This is a genomic window from Flavobacterium sp. LC2016-01 (assembly GCF_009711135.1).
In the GTDB taxonomy this organism is placed as follows: Bacteria; Bacteroidota; Bacteroidia; order Flavobacteriales; family Flavobacteriaceae; genus Flavobacterium.
On sequence record NZ_WMIC01000015.1, the window covers coordinates 13,897 to 38,330 of the forward strand.

Annotated in this window: 22 protein-coding genes; 9 read left to right on the plus strand and 13 right to left on the minus strand. The window is 33.2% G+C overall.

Annotated elements, in window-relative coordinates; genetic code table 11:
* Positions 1–87: 87 nt before the first annotated feature.
* The 4 genes from gldG to GKZ88_RS21995 all read right to left on the minus strand — a co-directional run bounded on the left by gldG (position 88) and on the right by GKZ88_RS21995 (position 4,093).
* Complete coding sequence (gene gldG / locus GKZ88_RS21980; RefSeq protein ID WP_155104450.1) at positions 88–1,773, minus strand: gliding motility-associated ABC transporter substrate-binding protein GldG; 1,686 nt, start codon at positions 1,771–1,773, stop codon at positions 88–90.
* Positions 1,773–2,498: a gliding motility-associated ABC transporter permease subunit GldF gene (gldF, locus tag GKZ88_RS21985; RefSeq protein WP_155104451.1), complete on the minus strand. Its 726-nt coding sequence runs from the start codon at positions 2,496–2,498 to the stop codon at positions 1,773–1,775. The genes gldG and gldF overlap by 1 nt, the downstream gene beginning before the upstream one ends.
* A gap of 110 nt (positions 2,499–2,608) precedes the next feature.
* The gene (locus tag GKZ88_RS21990) at positions 2,609–2,905 is read right to left on the minus strand and encodes an antibiotic biosynthesis monooxygenase family protein (protein ID WP_155104452.1); all 297 of its coding nucleotides are present in this window, start codon (positions 2,903–2,905) and stop codon (positions 2,609–2,611) included.
* A 360-nt stretch (positions 2,906–3,265) separates the two neighbouring features.
* Positions 3,266–4,093 (minus strand): SAM-dependent chlorinase/fluorinase, encoded by an 828-nt coding sequence (locus GKZ88_RS21995; protein WP_155104470.1) that lies wholly within the window; start codon positions 4,091–4,093, stop codon positions 3,266–3,268.
* Between the two features lie 183 nt (positions 4,094–4,276).
* Here GKZ88_RS21995 and GKZ88_RS22000 point away from each other — a divergent pair, with 183 nt between their 5' ends.
* From GKZ88_RS22000 to GKZ88_RS22030, 7 genes are all read left to right on the plus strand, one after another.
* Positions 4,277–5,227, plus strand: coding sequence for a PhoH family protein (locus tag GKZ88_RS22000; protein ID WP_155104453.1), 951 nt, complete (start codon positions 4,277–4,279; stop codon positions 5,225–5,227).
* A 259-nt stretch (positions 5,228–5,486) separates the two neighbouring features.
* The gene (locus GKZ88_RS22620) at positions 5,487–5,609 is read left to right on the plus strand and encodes a hypothetical protein (RefSeq protein ID WP_255474723.1); all 123 of its coding nucleotides are present in this window, start codon (positions 5,487–5,489) and stop codon (positions 5,607–5,609) included.
* Between the two features lie 8 nt (positions 5,610–5,617).
* Complete coding sequence (locus GKZ88_RS22010; protein WP_155104454.1) at positions 5,618–5,980, plus strand: DUF1801 domain-containing protein; 363 nt, start codon at positions 5,618–5,620, stop codon at positions 5,978–5,980.
* A gap of 124 nt (positions 5,981–6,104) precedes the next feature.
* Positions 6,105–6,935: a Cof-type HAD-IIB family hydrolase gene (locus GKZ88_RS22015; protein WP_155104455.1), complete on the plus strand. Its 831-nt coding sequence runs from the start codon at positions 6,105–6,107 to the stop codon at positions 6,933–6,935.
* Positions 6,936–7,047: 112 nt separating this feature from the next.
* On the plus strand, positions 7,048–7,635 hold the full coding sequence (locus GKZ88_RS22020) for a hypothetical protein (protein WP_155104456.1): 588 nt from the start codon (positions 7,048–7,050) through the stop codon (positions 7,633–7,635).
* A gap of 154 nt (positions 7,636–7,789) precedes the next feature.
* A complete protein-coding gene (locus tag GKZ88_RS22025; protein ID WP_155104457.1) occupies positions 7,790–10,138 on the plus strand; it encodes a prolyl oligopeptidase family serine peptidase in 2,349 nt (782 codons plus the stop codon).
* 143 nt (positions 10,139–10,281) lie between these two features.
* Positions 10,282–11,235 carry a phosphoribosylaminoimidazolesuccinocarboxamide synthase gene (locus tag GKZ88_RS22030; protein WP_155104458.1) on the plus strand — a complete coding sequence of 318 codons (954 nt, stop codon included), beginning with the start codon at positions 10,282–10,284 and terminating at the stop codon, positions 11,233–11,235.
* A 51-nt stretch (positions 11,236–11,286) separates the two neighbouring features.
* Here GKZ88_RS22030 and GKZ88_RS22035 read toward each other — a convergent pair whose 3' ends face one another.
* The gene (locus GKZ88_RS22035; RefSeq protein WP_155104459.1) at positions 11,287–11,826 is read right to left on the minus strand and encodes an SRPBCC family protein; all 540 of its coding nucleotides are present in this window, start codon (positions 11,824–11,826) and stop codon (positions 11,287–11,289) included.
* Positions 11,827–12,197: 371 nt separating this feature from the next.
* Between GKZ88_RS22035 and GKZ88_RS22040 the strand changes: the two genes are divergently transcribed.
* Entirely contained in the window at positions 12,198–12,581 is a 384-nt protein-coding gene (locus GKZ88_RS22040; RefSeq protein WP_155104460.1) for an ankyrin repeat domain-containing protein, read from the plus strand.
* A gap of 91 nt (positions 12,582–12,672) precedes the next feature.
* Here the strand turns inward: GKZ88_RS22040 and GKZ88_RS22045 are convergent, their stop codons facing one another.
* The 8 genes from GKZ88_RS22045 to GKZ88_RS22080 form a co-directional block, all read right to left on the minus strand.
* Entirely contained in the window at positions 12,673–13,275 is a 603-nt protein-coding gene (locus GKZ88_RS22045) for a DUF2238 domain-containing protein (protein ID WP_155104461.1), read from the minus strand.
* A gap of 107 nt (positions 13,276–13,382) precedes the next feature.
* Positions 13,383–16,481 carry a CusA/CzcA family heavy metal efflux RND transporter gene (locus GKZ88_RS22050; RefSeq protein WP_155104462.1) on the minus strand — a complete coding sequence of 1,033 codons (3,099 nt, stop codon included), beginning with the start codon at positions 16,479–16,481 and terminating at the stop codon, positions 13,383–13,385.
* Positions 16,482–16,565: 84 nt separating this feature from the next.
* Positions 16,566–17,831, minus strand: a complete 1,266-nt coding sequence (locus tag GKZ88_RS22055) for a carbohydrate porin (RefSeq protein WP_155104463.1) — start codon at positions 17,829–17,831, stop codon at positions 16,566–16,568.
* Positions 17,832–17,835: 4 nt separating this feature from the next.
* Complete coding sequence (locus tag GKZ88_RS22060; RefSeq protein WP_155104464.1) at positions 17,836–18,921, minus strand: efflux RND transporter periplasmic adaptor subunit; 1,086 nt, start codon at positions 18,919–18,921, stop codon at positions 17,836–17,838.
* A gap of 12 nt (positions 18,922–18,933) precedes the next feature.
* A complete protein-coding gene (locus tag GKZ88_RS22065) occupies positions 18,934–20,181 on the minus strand; it encodes a TolC family protein (RefSeq protein WP_155104465.1) in 1,248 nt (415 codons plus the stop codon).
* Positions 20,182–20,265: 84 nt separating this feature from the next.
* Positions 20,266–21,630 carry a HAMP domain-containing sensor histidine kinase gene (locus tag GKZ88_RS22070; protein ID WP_155104466.1) on the minus strand — a complete coding sequence of 455 codons (1,365 nt, stop codon included), beginning with the start codon at positions 21,628–21,630 and terminating at the stop codon, positions 20,266–20,268.
* On the minus strand, positions 21,627–22,307 hold the full coding sequence (locus tag GKZ88_RS22075) for a response regulator transcription factor (RefSeq protein ID WP_155104467.1): 681 nt from the start codon (positions 22,305–22,307) through the stop codon (positions 21,627–21,629). The genes GKZ88_RS22070 and GKZ88_RS22075 overlap by 4 nt, the downstream gene beginning before the upstream one ends.
* Before the next feature lie 72 nt (positions 22,308–22,379).
* Positions 22,380–23,468 (minus strand): M42 family metallopeptidase, encoded by a 1,089-nt coding sequence (locus GKZ88_RS22080; protein WP_155104468.1) that lies wholly within the window; start codon positions 23,466–23,468, stop codon positions 22,380–22,382.
* A gap of 81 nt (positions 23,469–23,549) precedes the next feature.
* Between GKZ88_RS22080 and GKZ88_RS22085 the strand changes: the two genes are divergently transcribed.
* Complete coding sequence (locus GKZ88_RS22085; RefSeq protein ID WP_155104469.1) at positions 23,550–24,230, plus strand: DUF4294 domain-containing protein; 681 nt, start codon at positions 23,550–23,552, stop codon at positions 24,228–24,230.
* The last annotated feature ends 204 nt before the right edge of the window (positions 24,231–24,434 follow it).

A 24,434-nucleotide genomic window follows, 5' to 3' on the forward strand; every position in this document is an offset into this window, starting at 1 on the left:
ATGTATTCTTTAGGATTTGGGAGACTAAAGATTAGGATTACAAATATATCGTAAACTATCTTAGTTTCGCAATTTTTTTATTAACATCTATTTGCTGTATTTTCTTTTTCTTAGGAACGTAAACACCAGTCCGAAAATCAATAAAATTAGAATTGGAAGTCCGATAGTTATGAATTGCGTCATCGTATAATTATCAGAAACCTTATTTCTGTCCAGCATAGGCAATTCCACATCTTTGCTTCTAATGTTAATAAGTCCGGTATCATCAAGCAAATAATTGATGCAGTTCATCATGAAATCTTTGTTGTCATATAGATTTCCGGTACGCTGATCGTAGCCTAATTCAACTGGCATCATGTTTTTGTCCAATTGATTTCGGGCTAAATCACCATCGGCAATAACAATCATTTTTGTTGGTTTTCCTTTTGACTGAAATGAACTTTCTTTGAAAGGCAAAACACGATTTTCAAAAGCCGAATGGAAACTTCCTTCCAATAAAACAGAAAGATTTAGATTTCCTTTATTCAGATATTCCTGCGGCGTTGTCTGTTCGGTTACAATATTCAGATTGATTTCTGCTGGAGTTCCAATTTTCTTCGAATATTGAGACGATTGCAGTAAAACCGTTTTTTTTATTCCGTTTTTCAAAGTATCAATCGGGCTGGCAAAATCAAATTTGATTTGGCCTAAATTTTTTACAATTGGATGCTGGCTCTCAGGTTTTACAATAGGTGCATATTTCCACTTAAATTCTTGATATTGTGTTGCGCTTCCTTGTTCGCCAGTGGCTAGTTTTATTGGACTTCCGTATTCATCTTTAACCAAATCAGGATTGATTCTGAATCCGTATTTAAAGAACATATCGTTCAAATTTAAATCTCTTGGATACGCCAAAGTAGCTCCAGCCTGATTGTACAAACTGTCCATATCGGCAGCAACTTGATCAATTAGCCAAATTGTTTTACCGCCATTCATGATAAACTGATCTAAAACCTGTTTTTCTTCATCAGAAAAAGCTTCAGTTGGTTTTGAAATAATGGCTAAATCATATTTTTTAAGCGCGTCTAAAGTTCCGTTTGGATCTTTGGCAACAGAATCCAGTGTAAAAGGTCCAATGTAATAGCTTTCTTTAATTTGTTTTAGCATTTTTGCAATGTGAACTTCGTGCAGTTCACCATTTCCTTTTATAATTGCAACCTTCTTTTGTTTGGCTTTTGTGATTTTGTTAATCGCATCAGCAATTGAATATTCCAGATGCTGAATAGAACCAATTACTTTTTGAGTAGTTGAAGTTCCCATGATATTTTTCAACAGCGGAATATTAACTTCTTTATTGTCATAAACCGCAATTGCCCAAGGAAAAACCATTGCCTGCGACTGTTTTCCTCTATCGTCAACAGTGATGTTTATTGGTGTAAGACCTTTTTGGTAAAGTGATTTTACTATTTCCATGCTTTCGTCTTCGTTTTCCATCGGGTTAACGAATTCAAAAACAATATTGCTGTTGTAAGCCTGAAATTCTTCCAGCAATTGTCTGGTTTCCTGTTGTAAACGTCTAAAATCTGCAGGAAGATCGCCCTGCATGTAGATTTTTATTGACAGTGGATTTTTAACCTGTTTTACAATTTGTAAAGAAGTTTCAGATAAAGTATATCGTTTGTCTTTAGTTAAATCAAAACGGTGGAAAAATAAGCTTCCAAGAACATTTAAAACAATTAAAACGAAAACTGTAATGCCTAATGTCTTTAAATTTAATTTATTAGATGCTTTCATTACGCTTTAAAAGATTTTAATTGATAAACGGTAAAAGATAAAAACAGTACAGTAACACTCAAGAAATAAATAATATCTCGTGTGTCAATTACGCCTCGGCTCATGCTTTTAAAATGATTCTGCATTCCAAATGCCGAAATGATATTGGATTGTCCTGGCATTAATGCTGCAATTCCTTCAAAACCAAAATAAAATATAAAGCATAGAAAAACTGCAATAATAAAGGCAACGATTTGATTTTCTGATAAAGTAGAAGTGAAGATGCCTATTGCGGAATAAGATGCTATAAGAAATAATAATCCGAAATAAGAACCAATTGTACTTCCCATGTCAATATTTCCTTCTGGATCTCCTAAATCTGAAATCACATATACATATATAAATGTTGGAATAATTGCCAAAATAATAAGCAAAAATGATCCGAAAAATTTTCCGTTTACAATTTCCCAAACAGATAAAGGCTTGGTTAAAAGCAATTCAAGCGTACCTTGTTTTTTTTCGTCAGAAAAACTTCTCATGGTAACGGCCGGAATCAGGAAAATTAAAATCCATGGTGACAATGTGAAAAACGGAGTTAAATCGGCATAACCTGTATTCAAAATGTTGTAATCTCCCTCAAATACCCATAAAAATAGTCCGTTGCTGATTAAGAAAATCGCAATGACTAAATAGCCAATAGGAGAGCCAAAAAAGGATTTTATTTCTCTTAAAATGATTGATTTCATGTATAACGTTTATTCGTTTATTTGTTTAATCGTGTAATTGTCTTTTGTTTCAAGTTTCAGGTTTCAAGTTTCAAGTTTCACGTTAAGTGAGCAACTTGAAACCTGAAACTTTAAACTAAAGAAACAATTTTATCCACGCTCCAAGCCTCTGGTTTTGCATTAAATAATTTCTTTGTAAAATCCCAAACCGAATTAAATAGTTCAGATTGTCTGTAATTTTCTAAATCAGATTCGGTTTCCCAATAACTATAAGTAAAGAAAATACATTTGTCATTTTTATCCTGATACAATTCTAAAAAACGATTTCCTTCTGCATTTCGTATTTTATCTTTCACAGACTCGAAATTCTCCAGAAAATCTGGGATTTTTTCTTCGTGAAAACTCATTTTTACTATTCTTACGAACATATTATAATTTTAAATTTTAGATTGTAGCGTTTAGGTTTTTTGAATACCTAAAGTCTTACAGGTGCGCAAAAGTACCAAAATTGATTGTTGTTTTTATAAAAATTTTGAATAATCTAAAACCTAATTTTTTATCGTGATAATGCTTAAACATAGCCCGCGGTTTCAACCGTGGGGGGCACAATGGATATTGCGCAAGATGCGTTATCGTAATTCATATCATAATGCACATTGCAATACGTTTCCCGTGGTTGAAACCACGGGCTATGTTTATGATATATTGTGTTGAAGTTAAAAAAGCGAATTATAATCAGAGCAAATCCGCTCAATCAATATAATCTGCGGGCTATTTTAAATCTAAAATCAAGAAAACTTAACCGTAATCACATCACGGTAATTCAATCCCAATAAACTATTTGCAGAACCAACTTTTGAAGGATTGCTTCTAAAAATTGCAATTTCAAGGAAACCAGCTTCATTAAAAATGGCCAGTTTTTCTCCTTCATAGGTTTTAATTGGATATTTTTCAGAAGTAGCAATTGCTGAGTAATTAGGAAGAATTGTTTTGATGCTTTTTGGTTTCATTACAATTTCGTAAGGTCGTCCGCGGGAAATTTCTAAAAATTGTTTTTTAGAAATATTGGTAACCACGTTTCCAAAATGATCAATATAAATAACGTATCCTTTTAAGGAATTTCCGTCGGCCGCAACTACTGCCTGAAGTTCTGTAACTTCTTTTATAGCCGGAATTTCTTTACCAATAACATTCAGTAAACCGCCTTTTGCAATATGACAGGCAACTTGTATAAAAACATCTAAATCAGAGTATACTTCTGGAAAGCGATCGTGAATATTTATGGCGACAATTTTCTGCGGCACAATCTTCTGCGTAAGCATACTTAATATTCCGTTATCAGCACAAATAAAATAGTGATCATTCCACTGCATCGCAATGTGCTGATTTTCTTTATTGCGTTCAATATCAACACCAATTAAGTGTACAGTTCCTTTTGGAAAACTCAAATAAGATGCTCCAACAACGTAACTCGCTTCGGCAGTGTTAAATGGATCGATGTCATGCGAAATATCAATAATTTTTGCCTCTGGAAGTTCAGAGATAATTTTACCCTTCAGCGAACCCACAAAGTGGTCTTTTAAGCCGTAATCAGTAGTAAGGGTAATTATTGACATCATTTTGTTTATAACTATTGATAGTATTTAAATCTAATTTTCATTAAATTTGAGAAATGCAAATCTAATAATAGTAAATGCAAATTGAAAGAAAGAAAAGACAAATTGCATTTAAAGATATGAACATACCCGACAGCCATAGATTTACAAAACAAATTTATTTTTAATTTAAATTTATCTCATTTGAACGAAAGAATTATCGAGCTAATAGACATCGCTCCAAAAGACTTTTGGGGCGCGCAGGATTCTCATCTTGAAATCATTAAAAAGTACTACCCGAAGCTTAAAATCGTAGCGCGAGGGACCACTTTGAAAGCCTTTGGCGAAAAAGAAGTTTTAGATGAATTCGAAAAGAGATTTCAGAGGCTGATGCTTCATTTTACCAGATACAACAACATTGATGATAATGTAATTGAACGTGTAATTATGAGTGATGGCCAAGAAGAAAAAAAGGCTTACGATCACGACAAAATTTTAGTTCACGGAGTTGGCGGTAAAATTATTAAAGCCATGACGCCCAATCAGCAATTGCTGGTGGATACTATCAAAAAAAATGACATGGTTTTTGCCATCGGTCCAGCTGGAACGGGAAAAACTTACACAGGCGTTGCAATGGCGGTCAAAGCGCTTAAAGACAAAGAAGTAAAAAGGATCATATTGACGCGACCGGCGGTAGAAGCAGGGGAGAACCTTGGATTTTTGCCCGGCGATATGAAAGAAAAACTGGATCCTTATATGCAGCCTTTGTACGACGCTTTGCGCGACATGCTTCCTAATGAAAAACTTGAAGATTACATCTTGAAAGGAATTATTCAGATTGCGCCTTTGGCATTTATGCGCGGGCGAACACTTGATAATGCCTTTGTAATTCTGGATGAAGCACAAAACACAACGCATTCACAAATGAAGATGTTTTTGACTCGTATGGGAAAAAACGCCAAATTTATGATTACGGGAGATCCTGGTCAGGTCGATTTGCCAAGAAGAACTATTTCGGGGCTTAAAGAAGCAATTTTGGTTCTGAAAGACATTGACGGAATCGGAATTATTTATCTTGATGATAAAGATATCGTTCGCCACAGATTAGTGAAAAAGGTAATCGACGCTTACAAACAAATAGAAAATCACGACTAAGTTTTATTTTTGTGAAATGTTAAATGTAAATCGTAAAATGTGTTTTAACATTTATTAATATTCGTTTTGTACTTATTTCTTTTTGAAAGGTGCAAAACGAATATTTTTTTTAAAATAAGTTTTTATGAAGGATATAATTAATGATTTCGAAGTTACTGATAGGGAAAGTTTTGTAAAATTTATCGAACTATTGCATAAAGATCTTTTAGATCATCCTGAAAGTTAGGAAAATAAAACTCTGCCAAATTTTTTAGAAGCTTTGAGTTCTTATGCAGAAGATATTCAGCACTATTATGATAATACAAATCAGAATGTTGATGCTGATAAACCAGACTGGAAAACTTTTTCTGAAATTTTTAAAGGAGCTAGAATTTACGAATAATTTAGAAAATGAAACAACTTGACGATTTCTACCTAAATCAAGAAGAACCTATAAAAGGAACATTTCTTGCATTACGTGAAATCATTCTAAAACAAGACAAGGACATTACGCATGTTTTAAAATACGGAATGCCATTCTTTTGCTACAAAGGAAAAATGTTCTGTTATTTATGGATTCATAAAAAATACAAAAAGCCTTATTTAAGTATAGTCGAAGGAAAATATTTTGATGAGCCATTTTTGTTACAGGAAGCACGTTCAAGAATGAAAATAATGCTTTTTGATGCTGATCAGGATTTGCCTTTGGAACAAATTGAATCGGTTTTAATAAAAGCGTTGAATTTATATAAATCAGGAATTGTAAAGATTTGAATTTATTTAACGAAATAGTTAAATAAATAATAAACTTGCCGTATTTTAATGGACTGAAGCTTTTAAACTTTGGTCTTCCCATCTTAAAGCCTTAAATTTGCAAATCAAAACAGTTGACATTAATATGACAAAACTCAAGAATATAAAAGTGGTAATAAGTGACCTTGACGGAACTTTACTCAACCCACAGCATAGAATTTCAGAATATACTAAATCCATTTTTCAGGAACTTCACAATCAAAATTATCTTATCGTTGTAGCTACAGGCCGTCATCACCTTGATGCTTTTGGTATTATTGAAACACTTGAAGTTCCGGTTTATTTAGTGAGTTCAAACGGAGCGCGAATTCATTCGCCTAATAAAGAAGAGCTTTTTTCTTTCAACTTAGACAGCGATGTGGTAAAAGCAGCGTTAAATGTCGAAATCGATCCTGAAATTACGGTAGTTTTATTCAAAGAAAATGTTTGGCAAACCAGCAGAATTAATGAAAAATTAAATGCTTTTCAGGCCGATTTAAAATACCGCCCAGAATTAGTTGATTATAAAACTCTGGAAGATTTTGGTGCCATTAAAATTTTCTTTTCGTGTGAAAATCATGAAAAATTAGTGAAATTGAAAGATGCAATTTTAGCCAATTCTTCAGAACATCTGCATCATGCTTTCAGTTTGCCGACTTGTCTTGAATTTATGGACAAATCGATTGACAAAGCAGTTTCAATTGAAAGAGTGCTTGAAAAAGAAGGTTTTACATTACAAGAAGCAGTTTCGTTTGGAGATGGTTTTAACGATGTGCAAATGTTGTCAGCAGCAGGAAAAGGATTAATTATGGGAAATGCGCCAGCTTTATTAAAAGAGACTTTGCCAGAACTGGAGGTTATTAAAACAAATGCCGAAGATGGTGTTGCAAGATATATTGCTTCTAAAATTCTTGATAAAGAGCTTGCAATAGGCTAATATTGAATGTTTTATAGTTGACTTTCTTGTCAAATGCAAATAAATAATTATTTTTATAAGAGCTAATTCGTTAAGAATCAGCTCTTTTTTTATAACCTTAATTTATTTAGCGATGAAAGAATTTTTAGGTCAAGTTGAGAGAAATTGCATTTCGGGAGCATTATTGTTATTACCGCTTCTTGTTTTTTTTATACTGGTGGGAAAAGTTTGGAAATTTTTTCAGAATTATGGTGAAAAATTTGCTCATTTTCTCCGTTTAGATCTTGTTCTTGGGAAATATGCAACCGATGTTGCGGGTGGTGTTATTTTAGTGCTTTTGATTTATTTAAGCGGATATTTGATGCGTTTATCCTTATTAAGAAGATTCACGAAATGGGTTGATGATAAGCTGATGATATTTTTGCCGGGTTATGAAAAAAACAAAAAAGAAGCGGAAGAAAAATTGAAAGGCAGAAAGAAAAAACCAAGTACTGATTTGCCTATTTTGTTGAAAAACGGAGATTATTGGCAGCCTGCACATTTGATCGAAGAAGATGAAAATGGAAATGCAGTTGTTTTTGTTCCGAATGCACCGGCTAAAGATCAAGGGCAAATTTTAATTGTAAAAACTAACGATTTTAAAAAACTGCCAGAAACTACACTTGGAAATTTAGATAATTCAATAAAATCTTTTGGAAAAGGAATTTTGAGTTTTAAATAACTTTTTTATTCAATTAAATTTATGATTCTCAAATATTTAATTCGAGGATATTTTTTGTAATTATCTGAAAATTAGCGTGGTAAGTTTCGTTAGAGAAAAACAATTTTTTTAATAGTTTTCAAAGTGTATTTTTGTTTTCTCAAATACAACTACCATGATAAAAAACAGTTTTGTTCTTGCCTTTCTGTTGCTTTCCATAACGGGAAATTCTCAGAAATTAAAATTAGAAGAAATAATGAAAGGAGAATCTTTCATTGGAAATCAACCCACTAACGGACGCTGGTCCTTAGACGGAAAAAAGGTTTATTTTGAATGGAATCCGAAGGATGAACTGGGAACAAGTACGTATTATTGGCAAAAAGGAATGACAAAACCAGAAGTCGTTCAGCCAAAAGAAGTTGTTTTTTCTCAAATGGATTTCAAAAGCAAACCAGGTTCTGATATTGTTTATTATGTAGATAAAGGAAGTTTGTATTCCTATTCAATTCAGTCAAAAATCAGTAAAAAATTGATTCAGCAATCAGTAGCAATATCAAATCTACAGTTAGGATCTGAAGCTGGAGTATTGTTTTTTTCTCAAAACGATAATATTTTCAAATACAATACTAAAGAAGGAACTGTTTTGCAGCTTACCAATTTTAGTAAAGGAACTAAAAAAGAAACAAAACCTGAAAAGGAAACTTTTTTAAATACACAGCAAAAAGAATTATTCCAGTTTATTAGAGACAAAGAAGCTAAAAAGCAATGGAATCTTGCTAAATCAAAAGCGGTAAAATCTGATTTTGCAAAAGAATATTTTTATGGAAAAGACAGATTTACAAGTCTTAAAGTAAACCCAAACGGGAATTTTGCAACGTTCAGATTAGTTGAAGATAACGAAGCTAAGCAAGAAAAAATGGAAGTATTTATTACTTCTGACGGTTATAACCAGAATCCAGAAACGAAAGAAAAAGTTTCGACAAGTAATTTTGTAAAAACGAAATTCGGAATTTATTCTGTTGCAAAAGATTCAGTTTATTACGTGAATTTTTCGACTTTAAGTCACATTCAAGATACTCCAAAGTATTTCCAAGAATATGATAATCTAAAGAACAAGCCAAAAGAAGACAAACTGATTTTAGCTCTAGCTCCTGTTTATAATGAAAACGGATCATTGGCAATTGTTGAAATCAGAAGTCAGGATAATAAAGACAGATGGCTTGTAAATTTAAATTTGGAAAAAGGGACTTTTGAAGAAATTGAATATCAGCATGATGAAGCTTGGATTGGTGGTCCTGGAATTCCATCGTATTCATTTGCATCTGGTAATTTAGATTTTTTGGCAGATAATGAAACCATTTATTTCCAGTCTGAAGCTACAGGATATTCACATTTATATACTTATAATTTAAAAACGAAAAAGAAAACTCAATTAACAAAAGGGAATTGGGAAGTTCGTGATGTGACTTTATCTAAGGATAAAAAAGTATTTTATTTGAGCACAAACTCGACGCATCCTGGAAATAGAGAATTCTATAAATTAGTTCCAGCTGAGGGAATTTTACAGCCAATTTTAACGAAAGACGGAGCACACGAAGTCGTTCTTTCGCCAGACGAAAAATCACTTTTAGTTCGTTATTCGTATAAAAACATTCCATGGGATTTTTATGTTGCTGAAAATAAAAAGAATACAGCTTTACAGCAAATTTCATCTTCGGTTACTGAAGATTTCAAAAAATACCAATGGAGAGCACCTGAAGTCATTACATTTAAAGCACAGGATGGAACTCTGGTAAATGCAAGAATCTATACACCAACTGCAGAAACTAAAAACAAAGCCGCTATTATTTTTGTTCACGGAGCTGGATATCTTCAAAACGCGCATAATTTCTGGAGTAATTATTACAGAGAATATATGTTCCATAATATGTTGACTGACTTAGGTTACACTGTTTTAGATATCGATTACAGAGGAAGTGACGGTTACGGACGTGATTTTAGAACTGGAATTTATCGTTTTATGGGCGGAAAAGATTTATCAGATCATTTAGATGGTAAAAAAGTATTGGTTGAAAAATACGGAATTGACGCTGACAGAGTTGGTATTTATGGAGGTTCTTATGGAGGTTTCATTACTTTAATGGGAATGTTGACAACTCCAGGCGAGTTTACTTCGGGCGCTGCGCTGCGTTCGGTTACAGACTGGGCACATTATAATCATGGATATACTGGTAACATTTTGAATTTCCCTGAAACGGATCCAGAAGCATACAAAAAAAGTTCACCAATTTATTTTGCAGATAATTTAAAAGGAAATTTAGTAATGTTGCACGGAATGGTTGATGATAATGTTGAGTATAAAGACATTGTACGTTTGTCACAGCGTTTTATTGAATTAGAGAAAAAGAATTGGAGTTTGGCTTCTTTCCCAGTTGAATCACACGGATTTAAAGAAACGTATTCTTGGATTGATGAATATGGCAGAATATTGAATTTATTTAATTCGACACTTTTAAAAAAATAGTATTCAGTCGCAGTTTTCAGTCACAGTTTTGAAGACTGGAAACTGTGACTGCATACTGAGACTAAAAAAAGAATCTGAATAGATTCTTTTTTTCTTTTAATTAGTTTTAAATTTGCATTCATAAAAAAACAACACAACAAATAATGAGTAATACAATCACAACTACAAATTTTAATTTTCCGAACCAAAAATCAGTTTACCGCGGAAAAGTTAGAGAAGTTTATAATATCAACGACGAGCTTTTAGTAATGGTAGCAACTGATAGACTTTCGGCTTTTGATGTGGTTTTACCAAAAGGAATTCCATACAAAGGGCAAATTTTGAATCAGATTGCGACAAAATTTATGGAGTTGACTCAGGATATTGTTCCAAACTGGCTGATTGCTACTCCAGATCCAAACGTTGCTGTTGGGCATTTATGTGATCCTTTTAAAGTTGAAATGGTTATTCGCGGTTATGTTTCTGGTCATGCGGCACGTGAATATGCTGCAGGAAAAAGACAAATTTGTGGTGTAATAATGGCTGAAGGCTTAAAGGAAAACGACAAATTTCCTGAACCAATTATTACGCCAACTACAAAAGCAGATAATGGTTCTCATGATGAAGATATTTCTCGCGAGGATATTTTATCAAAAGGAATTGTTTCTGAAGAAGATTATTTGGTTTTAGAAAAATATACACGTGCTTTATTCCAAAGAGGAACTGAAATTGCTGCCTCTCGAGGTTTAATTTTAGTTGATACAAAATACGAATTTGGAAAAACGAAAGAAGGCGTTATCGTTTTAATTGACGAAATTCATACACCAGATTCATCTCGTTATTTTTATGCAGATGGATATGCAGAAAGACAAGCAAAAGGCGAGGAGCAAAAACAATTATCAAAAGAATTTGTACGCCGCTGGTTAATCGAAAACGGTTTTCAAGGTCAGGAAGGACAACAAATTCCAGATATGTCTGATGAATATATTGAATCTGTTTCTGAAAGATATATTGAATTGTACGAGAATATTTTAGGAGAAAAATTCGTTAAGGCTGATATTGATAATATTGATCAACGCATTGAAAAAAATGTAGTAGAATATCTTTCTTCTAAATAAGATAAGTTACTTATGAAAAATGCCCTGCTAGTTTTAGCAGGGCATTTTTATTTAGTTTTCCATTTTCGCTTTTAAGTTTTCCAAACCTTTCTGCAGATCGTTTCCAATCATTTGATCCATTTTCATCATTGGCAGCATGATATTCATAGGATAAGGCATTACACCGCTGATTCCCCATTTTACTTTTGTTTGGTTTCCAGAAGCACTTTCCGTAGACATAAAACCAACTGCAGTATCATTCATTGGCTCTTTAAAACGGAGCGCAAAGTCTATACGCTTTCCTTCTGTTATTTTTGTAATTTCCTGTTCACCAACTCCCACATCTTTCACTTCACTTTCCCATGCCGAAATGGAGCCAACAGCTCCATCAGTACCTGTATAAGTGGATTTCATTTTAGGATCAAGGTTTGCCCAGACACTAAATTCGTTTTGATTTTTTAGCGAGCGCACATAGCTAAATACTGAATCAACAGGTTTGTTAATGGTTATTTCTCTTTCTACAGCATAATCTTTTGGCATTATAGCAGCTGCAATTAATACAACAGCAATAATTAAAATCAATGCAATTAAAATTTTCTTGATAATTCCCATAGTTTTTTTGTTTTAAGTTTTTAATCGTTTTTTGGTTTACTAAATATACATAAAATCACATAATAACGGTTGTTTTCTTCTGATTTTGAGTGAAGTAAAATGCCCGTATTTAGTGGCTCTTTTGTAAAAATGAAAAATTTTCATAAGATTTTTTACATTTTTTTGATTTAAACTGTAACATATTGAGTTTTTGAGCGTCTATTAAGAAAGCAAATTATTAACCTTCAGTTTGATTACCAGCGCTTATATTAATTGAATGTTAAGAATTAGTTAAAACAAGGTACTTTGTAATGCATAATACATAAAATTGAATTACATTTACATAGAAATTAAAAATCATCAATAATCAATCAATTTAACAATCAATCAACATGAAAAAGTCAGTAATTATTTTAGGAGTAGCTTTAGTAGCTTTTGCCAATGTTTCAATGGCAGCAAATCACACAACATTAGCGGTAAATCCAAAAATTGAAATTTCTAGAAATTTCTCTGCACCATTGCACGTAGCAGTTAGTAAAGGAGATTTAGAAGTAGTGAAAAAATTTATTGCTTATGGAGCAAATGTTAATGAGCAATCAGAGGATATGACACCTTTGATGATCGCAGCTCGATACAATAAAGTTGAGATCCTTAAAGTTTTATTAGAAAATGGCGCGCGTCCAGAAGATAAAAACGAACAAGGTTTTACAGCATTGAAATATGCACAATTGTCAAATGCAACAGAAGCTATTGCAATCTTAAAAGATTTAAAATAACAGTTTAAATCTAGTTTGAGTTAGAGTTAGTATACTTAACGGCCTTCCTTGAGCAGAGGGCCGTTTTTTATTTTTATACGATCAAGAAATTTTAAAAATTGATTTCTTGAATTTTCTTATCCTGAAATCTCGAGAATAAAATCAAAGCTGTAATCGCACCAATTGTGGCAAACAGCATATCTGACTGGGTATCCCAAACATAACCCTGCGTTCCTAAAAAAGCATCACCGCCATCTCCGGTTGCCAGAGAAACAAACCATTCTATAAATTCGTAAGCAGCACTTATTGCCAAACAAATACTCACAATAATAAAATTGAAAAAACTTTTATTGCTGATGACTTTTTTGCGGATAAATAATTCTCGTATAATCATGGCAGGAACAAATCCTTGAGCAAAATGACCTACTTTATCATAATTATTTCGGCTTTGATGAAAAATTTCTCTTATATAATCAAAGAAAGGAACTTCGGCATAAGTATAATGACCGCCGATGAATAGAATTATACAATGTATTAAAATCAAGGTATAAGTGAAATTGGTAAAACGGAATTTTTTGAAGGTGAATGCTAAAATCAGAAATCCAATAATTGCAGGAATAATTTCGAGAAAACAAGTAAAACCTTCTTTTGCATTTATAACTGAGGCTAACAAAGAAATTGAAAAAATGGTTATTAGAAAATAGATGTATTTCATAAATTGTCGTTTTAAGATCTACTGCAAGATATTAAACTAAAGCGTAAGGGAAATAAAAAAAGCACCATTAAAATTAATGATGCTTTTTCTTCTAATTACAATTTTAATTATTCTATAGGAACATTTTTCTTGCGATTGAAAACCCAGAAAATAATCGGGAAGACAAGCAATGTTAGAATCGTAGCAGTAACTAAACCTCCAATAATTACAATTGCAAGAGGTTTTTGAGATTCAGAACCAATTCCAGTTGAAATTGCTGCCGGCATTAAACCTATTGAAGCCATTAATGCAGTCATAACTACAGCTCTTGTTCTGGCTTTCACTCCCATAAAAATAGATTCTTCGAGCGTGAACTTGGCCTTCAAATTATGATGGAATTCTGATATTAAAATAACTCCATTTTGAATACAAATTCCAAGTAAGGCAATGAAACCAACACCAGCGGAGATTCCAAAATTCATTCCGGTAATATGCAAAGCCATAATTCCTCCAATAACTGCAAACGGAACATTGGCCAAAACTAAAAGTGAATCTTTTATATTTCCGAACAAAATAAAAAGCAGCACAAATATTCCAATTAAACTGATTGGTACAACTTGAGCCAGACGCGCACTTGCACGAACCTGATTTTCAAATTCTCCTGTCCAGCCAGTTGTGTAGCCTGTAGGCATTTTTAATTCGGCTACTTTTTTCTGAGCTTCAGCAATTGTGCTTCCTAAATCGCGGTCACGAACAGAGAATTTTACTCCAATGAAACGTTTTGTGTTGTCTCTGTAAATAAATGCAGGACCCGTTATAGTTTTAATGTCGCAGATTTCTTTCAGCGGAATTTTAACACCGCTTATTGTTGGAACTTTAAGTTCAGCCAAATCTTCTTCGTCTTTTCGATATTCTTTAGAAAAACGAACTCTGACATCAAATTTCTTTTCATCTTCATATTTCTGAGTAGCTGTTTTTCCACCAAAAGCCAATTCTAAAACGGCTTGTGCATCACTTAAAGTTACGCCATAAGCTGCCATTTTTTCTCGATCTAAAATAACGCTGATTTCTGGCTGACCGATATTACGAAGAATACCAACGTCTTTAATTCCTGGGATATTCTTTATTTTGTCTAACACTTCATTTGATAATTCATCTAATTTATCAAGATCATCGCCATAAATTTTCACAGCATTAGAAGCTTTAAAACCTGCAACAGATTCAGCTACGTTGTCAATAACCGGCTGTGAATAATTATAAGTGATACCTTGATGAACTTTCAGTTTTTTATCCATTTCATTAATCAAATCATCCATAGAAATTTTGCGTGTCCACTCCGATTTTGGTTTTAAATCTACTTGAAGCTGAATAAAACCAAAACCATTTGGGTCAGTTCCATCATTGCTTCGGCCCGTTTGCGAGAGCACATTTTTAACTTCAGGAAAACTTTCAAGATCTTTTCTGATCATCGATGCCGTCTGTACACTTTCAGGAAGCGAAGTACTCATTGGTAATTCTGCAGTTACCCATAAAGCGCCTTCATTTAATTGTGGTAAAAATTCGGTTCCTAAAAAAGTAGCCGAAAAGAAAACGCTAACTAAAACAGCCACAGCAGCAATTAATGTTTGAACTTTATGCTTAAATGTCCAGGCAAATCCTTTTCCAACAATTCTGTCCCAGAAATTTACAAATGGATTATGTTTTTCTTTTACGTTTTTATTTAAAAGAATGTGTGATAAAACCGGAACCAATGTCAAAGTAAAAAGCAACGCTCCCATTAATGCAAAACCTAATGTGTAGGCGAGAGGAGAGAACATTTTTCCTTCTACTTTCTGGAATGAAAAGATAGGCAATAGGGCAGTAATGATGATTAATTTAGAAAAGAAGATAGCTTTACCCATTTCAGTTCCTGTTTTTTTAATCAAACTTCCTTTGGCAATTTTATTGTATGCCGTCATTCCGAGTTGATGCGCCCGATGATCTAAAACCACAAACAATCCTTCAACCATAACGACAGCACCATCAATAATAATCCCGAAATCGACTGCTCCCAAACTCAGTAAGTTGGCACTCATTCCCATCATTTTTAGGCACAAAAAGGCAAATAATAACGATAACGGAATTACAATCGAAACGGTAAAAGTAGTTCGCCAGTCGGCCATGAATAAGAAAACGACAACAGTAACTAAAATTATTCCTTCAAATAAATTGTGCATTACAGTTTCGGTCGTGAAGTTCATTAAATTATCACGATCGTAAAACGTTTCTATTTTAATGTCTTTTGGTAGAATATTTTCGTTTAAATCCTTTATTTTATCTTTAATCAATGCTAAAGTTTCCTGCGCATTTTCGCCTTTTCGCATTACGACAATTCCTTCTACAGCATCATCGTTTTTTCCAATTCCGGTTTGACCAACTCTCGGCATTGCGCTTTCATAAACATTTGCCACATTTTTAACCAAAATCGGATTTCCGCCGGCATCATCAACAATAATATTTTCAATATCAGGAATTGATTTTAAAAGCCCGACACCACGAACCACAAATGCTTGACCATTTTTTTCTATAATATCACCGCCAACATTTAAGTTTCCTGCGTTTACAGCATTGTAAACTTGTAAAGGCGTAATATTATATTTAGCCAATTTAATTGGATCAACCCCAACTTCATACGTTTTAGTCTGACCTCCAAAAACATTCAAATCGGCAACACCGGGAACGGCACGCAACTGTTTGTCAATTACCCAATTTTGATACGTCAATAATTCTCGGCTGTCTCTGCTGTTGCTTTTTACGATATATCTAAAAATTTCTCCGGTTGGCCCATATGGAGGCTGAACGTCTGGTTCAACATCATCTGGAAGTGAAACATTTTTTAATAAATTATTTACCTGTAAACGCGCAAAAGTATCATCGACACCGTCATCAAAAATAATTTTGATTACAGACAAACCAAACATCGTAATACTGCGGACGCTTGTCTTTTTTTGTACTGAGTTCATTGAGATCTCAATTGGAGAAGTTACAAAACGCTCAACTTCCTCGGCACTTTTACCATTCCATTGTGTGATAATGATAATTTGCGTATTTGTTACATCTGGAAAAGCATCAATTGGCATATTTTTAAAGGAGATAAATCCTGCGACCGCCAATAATCCCACCCAAAAAAAGGTGAAAGCTTTATTCTTAAGTGAAAAAGCAATTATATTTCTAATGAATTTGTTCATTCTAAAAAGTATTTTTAATGATGAATTTTTATTTTTTTAATTCTGTTGCTTTCGTTTTAAGAATGCATATTTAGTATTATAGGATTAAAACTCGGTGTGAAAACGCAATGCAAAAAACTGGATTGGGCCTCTGTCTTTATTATATCCCGGATTCATTGCAAATTGATAATCTGGCGATAATGTAATATGTGTATTGGGCACTAAAAAGGAATAAAATACTTCTACAATTTGTTCAACGCCATAATTTAAAGTTCCGTCGCCAATCATAAAACCATTTCCTCCAAGCTTTTGATATTCTTTATGCGAATTCGATAATCCATTTGCCACGAGAGCAATTCCGCCAAAATCATCAGTTCGATTCCACATTTTTCCATTTAAATGAATACCCATTTGTGCTGATCGGTCAATTTCTGTAAACGCCCAGGTTTCGTTTTTTCCATCATTATAGCTTATTCGCCCAAAAAGTCCCCAGCTATCGTTGTGCGTATAATCCATATTTAAACCAATTCCATATTTGGTACGCCCGTTTTGCCTGGTACTTTGAATATCTGGAGTGGTTGTGAAATTGGAGTTTGATTGCTCATAATTTCCCATTCCGGCTACATTTCTAAAACCTAATAATTTTATAGTGCTGCTGTCATTGTTTTTAAAGACAATTTTTTTCTCAATTTCTATGTTTATCGCATTCGAATTGGCAAAGCTAAATTCAACATTTGGACCATTGGCATACGTTGGTAATGCGGTTAAGGAACCTCTTATTTGCCAGGTATCAAACTGATAATTGGCGTACAAACCATCTGTGTATCCTCTTGTGTTTGCAGCATAATCCCATGCTCCGTAAGTCATTAATGACCAATTTAAAAACTGTGTTCTGGGATCATGTGAATAGAGACTGTTATCGAAATAGTCAGATAATCCAAATTTCCCGAAAACCAATTGTAAGGATTGGTTATTTTTAAACTGAATTTTTTGTTCCAATAACATTCTTGCCACATAAACAACTGGTTTAGTATCTCCAATTCTGAATGTTTCTCCGTTTGGAAAACCTCCTAATCCTCTGGCTTGTGATAAACCTTCTCCTCCTGACATTTCTGGATTAAAAGTTACGGTAGCACCTTTCCAAAGCGGCACATCAAGATATAAAGTTGATGTTAATGATAAGGCACCTTCGTCTTCTGGATGCATACTGTTTGTTCCTGAATAGTCAGCATGAAAAGCAGGATGATATTGATATATAGACGTCATTTGAAATTTCAGACTATATTTTCGGATCGAATCTGTTTCTTGAGAAAATGAAAACGTCGAAACAAATAACGCTGCAAACCCCAGTATTTTTCCAGATTTTTCCATTTTCCTATTCGTTTAAAGCACGGTAAATAAATAACTGATTGTTGGTAATGACTTTTTCATTTTCTTTTAAACCGCTAGAAATGTAAGTGGTATTTCCAACAACTCTGTAAACTTCAACTTGTCTTGTTTCAATATTGTGACGATCTTTAAAAATCATTACGAAGTTTTTACTTTTATCAAAAACAATGGCATTACTTGGAATCGCGATCATTGATTTATCTTCGTTAAATGACAACTTTATAGTTGCGTTCATGTCCGGTTTTAAAAGATATCCCGGATTTTGCAATTTAATACGTGCCTGCATTGCTTTGGTTTCAGGATCAATTACGTTGAAAATTTTATCTACTTTTCCTTTAAAAACTTTATCAGGATAACTTAAAGAGGTTACATCAGCATCAATTCCTAATTTCACCTTATTAATATCTATTTCGTTGATATTCGCCATTGCCCAAACTTCACTTATTTCGGCAATATCAAAAATATTTTCAGAACGGTCGCTTCGCAAAAGCATATCCTGATTGATGCTTTTTTGAATAATAAATCCACTAATAGGTGCAGTCACTTCATAAATAGAACCGGCTTTAATATTGTAGATTTTATACGTTTCCTGAATTTTACTTAATTGCGATTGTGCTTTTGCCACTTCTGATTTTGCCTGCAGCACTTCACTTTCAGAATTTAATTTTCCGTCGAACAATTCCTGCGCTACTTTCAAATTATTTTTGGCAACCAATAAATCACTTTTTGCATCAAGAGCTTGTTTCTCAAAATCGGCAATATCGGTACTTTTTATGGTAGCCAGAACTTGTCCTTTATGTACATAATCTCCAAGTTCGACATTTACTTTGATAACATTTCCTCCAACAAGCGGATATACATCAATCATTTTATTATTATCAGCAGTAATTTTTCCGTAAAAACTTAATTCGTTTTTTACAGACTCTGTTTTTGCTTCGGCTGTTGTAGTCGTTTTCAGCATGGCATCGCTCAAGGCAAAAGTGGTATTGGTGTCCGGATTTTGAACTTCCTTTTTGCAACTAGTAACAGATAGACTTACGATTGCAATGGCTATGATTAGTTTATGTTTCATCTTTCTTTAAATTTAAAATAAGTCTTTGTTAATGGTACTGTTTAGTTCTTCTCCTGAAAGCACAACTTTTTTCTTCAATTCATTTAACTGAATCTGGGCCTGATTGTAGCTTTCCATAAAATCAGTAAATTCTAATAAACTGATATTACGTTTTTGAAAATTGGTCAGAATTCCGTTGTAAACTGCTTCAAAATCAGAATTTACAGTTGGTTTTATTACCGCATAGTTTTTACGGGATTCATCCCATTTTGTCCAAGCCGAAGTGATGTCAGTTTGCAATTGCAATTCAAAATTTTGCTTGTCAACTTTAGACTGTTCTAGAATAGTTTGAGCGTATTTTATGTTTCCTTTGTTTTTGTTCCAAAGCGGGAGCGGAATTCCAAGTGTCAAATTGGCTTCTTTATTAAAAGCACCGCTTCGTTGATCGTAGTTTGCACCAACAGTTACATCAGGAACTGAAAGTGATTTTTGCCATTTTACGTTTAATGTATTGGCATCTATTTCTTTTTGTTTTGCCAAATAATCCGGACGATTTGTTATAGCGTCAGTTTCAAATGCTTTCAAATCAAAATTGATGGTTTTTAAATATTTATTAAACTCAGCGTCAGTTACTTTTGGAACAACAGTTTCAGTTTCGTTCAGCAATAATTTTAAATTTGCCTGTTCTTCAATATTATCATTTACAACTTCCATTCGCTCATTTTTAAAGTTCAAATACAGCGATTGCAAACGAACAAGATCTCTCAAAGGAATATTTCCTTTTTGCACCTGAACAGAATATGAATTGATCAAATCTTCAATATGTGCCAACTGATTGTCTGTAGTTTCCAGACTTTTTGTATTGTAATAAACGGTGTAAAAACTTTTTCGCAGTTGCAGTTTTAAAGTCCTCAATAAATCATTGAATTGTAATTCAGCCAATTGTTCATTGGTTTGTGCCAGTTTTACTTCATTGCGTTTTTTTCCGCCTAAGTAAATCAACTGTTCAATTCCAAATGCTTTTTGACCATCTTTTCCAATATCAAAATAGCGGTTTGCCTCAGGATTATAGGCATTTAATTCGGCACTGATTGTTGGGTTATCCCAAATACGAGCTTGAATCGTCAGCGCTTTTGATGCATCAATATTGTATTGTGATGCCAACAAAAAAAGATTCTTTTTAAGAAACTGGCTTTCACAGTCTTGGAGTGTAACTGTTTTTTGAGCCAAAACTGCCTGATTGAGGAGGACAAACAGTAATAATGCAAATAGTTTTTTCATTGTATCAATTTTAAGTTGTACAAATATGCTATTACCAGACTTTAAGACACCTTAAAATCTACCTTAAAAATAGCTTAAAATTATTTACGAATGAAAAGTTAACTGAAATAAATTCGTGTTAATATTTGAAATACTGTATGTTATGGTCGCGTTGTGAAGATTTAAAATGCGCTGAACAATGCGCAATCCTAAACCAAATCCTGAAGTTCCTTTTGAATTTGCTCCGCGCATAAAAGGTTGAAAAAGATTTTTTTGTTCGCTTTCGCTTAACGTATTTCCAGTATTTAAAATCGAGATAATAAGATGATTATCTTCTGAAGTGCTGATTTTTACTGTAGCTTGTTTATTGTCTGAATACACACAAGCATTTTTTAGGACATTGCTTAAAGCAATTTCTAATAAGTTTTTATTTCCTTTAATTTCTAAAGCGGTATCTAAATTGTCACTTTCTTCCATTTCAAATAAAATAACGAAATCTGGAAAGCTTTTATTTAAATTTTCAATTGCCGAAAATAGAATTTCATCCATTCGATGCACTTCATTGTGCTCATGGTTTTTATTGTCAATTTTCGAAAGAATTAATAGCGAATTTATTAATTCAGTTAATTGATTAACATCTGATAAAATCGTGTTTAAAAAAGATTTTCCTTTAGCTGAAGTTGCCGAATCTGTAATTGTATTTTCAATTTGAGAAGTTATACGCGATAACGGAGTTCTGAGCTCATGCGAGGCGTGTGCCGTAAATTCTTTTTGCTTTTGATAAGAAACCTCAATCCTGTCCATCATGAAGTTGAATTCGTTGGCAATCAAATCTATTTCATTTTTATTGCTTTTTGATTCAATTCGGGTATCAAGATTATTCTCGTTGATTTTTTTTATTTTTTGATGAAAAGTACTCAGCGGATTCATTGCTTTTTTAACCATAAAAGAAGTCAAAACCCAGCATATACAAGTAAAAAAGATATAAGATATAATGAGTGTGTATCTTAAAAAAAGCAATTTGCGTTTGCCATAATCATCCTTCGCCGAGATTAAAGCGTAGAAATCTCTGTCTTTAGTATCGTAGAAAACGCCGTAAACTTCATAATTGCCTTGTTGCTTAAAGAAGGTTTTGTGTTTTTTAAGGTATTTTAAATCTTCAACCGACCAATTAATTTTAGCATCATCAATACTGCTGTAAATCAATTTATAATGAGAGTCAAATACTAGTGTTTTTTCATCATATAGTTTGTTGATTGAGTTTTGATCAATCATTTTCAAAAGCTGATCGTCAACTTCCTTCACATTCACTAAAAGTTTAATGTTCGAAAGCGCTTTTATTTCAAGACGGTCTCTAAATTCTTCTTTTCTAAAATTCGAATATAAAACAAATATCACGGTCGAAGCCAATCCAAAAAGGATTGTAAACAGCAAACTTACTAAAAGTGATATTCGGTTTTTTAATGTCATTCCTGATCGCTTAAATAATATCCGTAACCAATTTTGGTACGAATCAATTTTGTTTCGTGGTCTTTATCTATTTTCTTTCTTAAAAAATTAATGTAAACTTCAATCGTATTCTGATTGGTTTCAATATGATAATCCCAAAGTTTTTCAGCAATAAATTGTTTCGACAGCACTTTTCCTTTGGCATGCGCCAGAATTAAAATCAGCTTAAATTCTTTTGGCGTCAATTTGATTTCTTCTCCTAAGCGAAAAACTTTCATTTCGTCTTCCAAAATTTCCAAATCCTGAATAATAATCTTTCTTTCTGTCTGTTGCGGAATATCTTTTCTCCTTAATAAAGAAGAACTTCGGGCGTACAGCTCTTCAAAATGAAAAGGTTTTACCAAATAATCATCCGCACCATTGTCAAAAGAAGCCAATTTATCTTCAATTTCACTAAAAGCGGTCAACATAATAATGGGAGTCTTTTTGTCAACTTCTCGAATTCCTTTGCAGACATCAATTCCGTTTGCTCCAGGAACATTAATATCAAGAATAATGAGGTCATATTCGTGTGGAGAATATTTTTTCAATAATAAAGAACCATCATAGTAAGGAAAACACTCGAATTCTTTTGAAGTAAAGAATGCTGAGATTTCTTTAGATAAAGTAAAATCGTCTTCGAGTAGTAGTATCTTCATGCTGTTTTTTTAGAGATTAATTCGGTTACCTACTATTATTAAGGTAACCGAATTAATGTTTTAAATCATTTCTTATTTGAAATAAGAGAAAGTTTCATTGTTTTCAATTTTCAAAAGCGTTTCATAGATCAGCTGAATCACATTTTCTACATCTTCTCTTTGCACCATTTCAACAGTAGTGTGCATATAACGCAAAGGCAACGATATTAAAGCCGATGCTACGCCGCCATTACTGTAAGCAAAAGCATCAGTGTCAGTTCCTGTAGCATTAGATGTTGCATTACGTTGAAAAGGAATTTTGTTTTCTTCGGCAGTATCAACAATCAAATCGCGCAGTTTGTTTTGAACCGCTGGCGCATAAGCAATAACAGGACCTTTCCCCATTTTTAAATCGCCTTCTACTTTTTTGTCAATCATTGGAGTAGTAGTATCATGGCAAACATCAGTGATTATCGCAACATTTGGTTTAATTGTCTGCGCAATCATTTGAGCGCCGCGCAAGCCAATTTCTTCTTGAACTGAGTTTACTATATACAATCCAAATGGAAGTTTCTTTTTATTCTCATGAAGAAGTCTTGCAACTTCAGCGATCATAAAACCGCCCATTCTGTTATCTATGGCACGACAAACAAATTTATTTTCGTTCAAAATCATAAATTCGTCTGGATAGGTAATGACACAACCTACATGAACACCAAGAGCTTCAACTTGTTCCTTGGTTTCACAGCCTAGATCAATAAATATATTGCTCAATTTTGCAGCTTCTTCTTTGTCGCGCAAACGCGTATGAATTGCCGGCCAGCCAAAAACACCTTTTACAATACCCTTTTTAGTATGTATATGAACTCTTTTTGAAGGTGCAATTTGATGATCAGAACCACCGTTTCTTATTACATATATTAATCCGTCATCTGTAATGTAGTTTACATACCATGAGATTTCATCGGCATGGCCTTCGATAACTACTTTAAAAGGCGCATCCGGGTTAATAACTCCAACAGCCGTTCCGTAAGTATCAGTAATAAAAGTATCAACGTATGGTTTCAAATAATTCATCCAAAGTTTTTGCCCTTTACTTTCATAACCAGTAGGTGAGGCGTTATTTAGGTAGCTTTCCAGAAAAGCAATTGAGGTATCTTTTAAGATAGATTCTGTACTCATAAAAATATTTTTTTGCTAAATTATAAATTTGGTATTAGAGTTGTATATAAATATATAATTTTACATTTAAATTATGACTCAATGAGATTTACCAGCATTTTATTATTCTTTATATTGATTTCTTTTGCAAGTCAGGCTCAGGTTACACCAAAAGAAAACCAGCAAATGGGCTATATACTTACAGAAAAAGATTCGATTTTAGGCGATACTATTGAATTGCCTGAGATAATCATTACAAAAGAGAAGCTAGATCCCGAAGCGCAAAAGCAATTCCTGATTCTTCAAAATCGAGTTTATAAAGTATATCCATACGCTAAATTAGCAGCAGACAGATTAACAGCATTAAATAAGGGAATGGCGCGATTGAATTCAAATCGTGAAAAAAAGAAATACTTTAAGATCGTTGAAGATTACTTGAATAACGAATTTGAAGCTAGGCTTAAGAAACTTTCACGAAAACAGGGTCAAATTCTTGTAAAATTAGTTCATAGACAAACCGGAATTACAACTTACGAATTGATACGAACTTTAAAAAGCGGTTTCAAAGCCTTTGTTTCTAATACAACAGCTAATTTATTCGACATTAGTTTAAAGAAAGAGTATAATCCGTATGAAGTCAATGAAGACTATTTAATTGAAACTATTCTTCAGCGAGCCTTTGAGTCGGGTCGCTTAGTGAATCAGAAACCAGCAAATGCAATTGATTATAATGATTTAATGAGTAAATGGGAAGCAAAAGCAAAAGCTCCAGCTAATCAATAAAAGAGAAATCATTATCTATTAAGTTATATACATCTTATTTAACCCGATAGGTTTTCAAAACCTGTCGGGTTTATTTTTTTATACATATATATAAGGAGAGAATGATTTTATTTCGACTATGTAATATGTAGAAGTAAAGTTTGTCAGGCTGAGCGAAGTCGAAGCCCTTTTAGTCAAGAATTGGAATTTGGGATTTCAAGATTT

Coding starts and splice junctions, on each gene's coding strand:
- gldF (WP_155104451.1), bottom strand. CDS start 2,498: ATGAAATCAATCATTTTAAGAGAAATAAAATCCTTTTTTGGCTCTCCT.
- GKZ88_RS22015 (WP_155104455.1), top strand. CDS start 6,105: ATGACAAAACTCAAGAATATAAAAGTGGTAATAAGTGACCTTGACGGA.
- GKZ88_RS22010 (WP_155104454.1), top strand. CDS start 5,618: ATGAAACAACTTGACGATTTCTACCTAAATCAAGAAGAACCTATAAAA.
- GKZ88_RS22030 (WP_155104458.1), top strand. CDS start 10,282: ATGAGTAATACAATCACAACTACAAATTTTAATTTTCCGAACCAAAAA.
- GKZ88_RS21995 (WP_155104470.1), bottom strand. CDS start 4,093: ATGTCAATAATTACCCTTACTACTGATTACGGCTTAAAAGACCACTTT.
- GKZ88_RS22025 (WP_155104457.1), top strand. CDS start 7,790: ATGATAAAAAACAGTTTTGTTCTTGCCTTTCTGTTGCTTTCCATAACG.
- GKZ88_RS21990 (WP_155104452.1), bottom strand. CDS start 2,905: ATGTTCGTAAGAATAGTAAAAATGAGTTTTCACGAAGAAAAAATCCCA.
- GKZ88_RS22065 (WP_155104465.1), bottom strand. CDS start 20,181: ATGAAAAAACTATTTGCATTATTACTGTTTGTCCTCCTCAATCAGGCA.
- GKZ88_RS22075 (WP_155104467.1), bottom strand. CDS start 22,307: ATGAAGATACTACTACTCGAAGACGATTTTACTTTATCTAAAGAAATC.
- GKZ88_RS22045 (WP_155104461.1), bottom strand. CDS start 13,275: ATGAAATACATCTATTTTCTAATAACCATTTTTTCAATTTCTTTGTTA.
- GKZ88_RS22040 (WP_155104460.1), top strand. CDS start 12,198: ATGAAAAAGTCAGTAATTATTTTAGGAGTAGCTTTAGTAGCTTTTGCC.
- GKZ88_RS22055 (WP_155104463.1), bottom strand. CDS start 17,831: ATGGAAAAATCTGGAAAAATACTGGGGTTTGCAGCGTTATTTGTTTCG.
- GKZ88_RS22085 (WP_155104469.1), top strand. CDS start 23,550: ATGAGATTTACCAGCATTTTATTATTCTTTATATTGATTTCTTTTGCA.
- GKZ88_RS22020 (WP_155104456.1), top strand. CDS start 7,048: ATGAAAGAATTTTTAGGTCAAGTTGAGAGAAATTGCATTTCGGGAGCA.
- GKZ88_RS22035 (WP_155104459.1), bottom strand. CDS start 11,826: ATGGGAATTATCAAGAAAATTTTAATTGCATTGATTTTAATTATTGCT.
- GKZ88_RS22080 (WP_155104468.1), bottom strand. CDS start 23,468: ATGAGTACAGAATCTATCTTAAAAGATACCTCAATTGCTTTTCTGGAA.
- GKZ88_RS22050 (WP_155104462.1), bottom strand. CDS start 16,481: ATGAACAAATTCATTAGAAATATAATTGCTTTTTCACTTAAGAATAAA.
- GKZ88_RS22070 (WP_155104466.1), bottom strand. CDS start 21,630: ATGACATTAAAAAACCGAATATCACTTTTAGTAAGTTTGCTGTTTACA.
- gldG (WP_155104450.1), bottom strand. CDS start 1,773: ATGAAAGCATCTAATAAATTAAATTTAAAGACATTAGGCATTACAGTT.
- GKZ88_RS22060 (WP_155104464.1), bottom strand. CDS start 18,921: ATGAAACATAAACTAATCATAGCCATTGCAATCGTAAGTCTATCTGTT.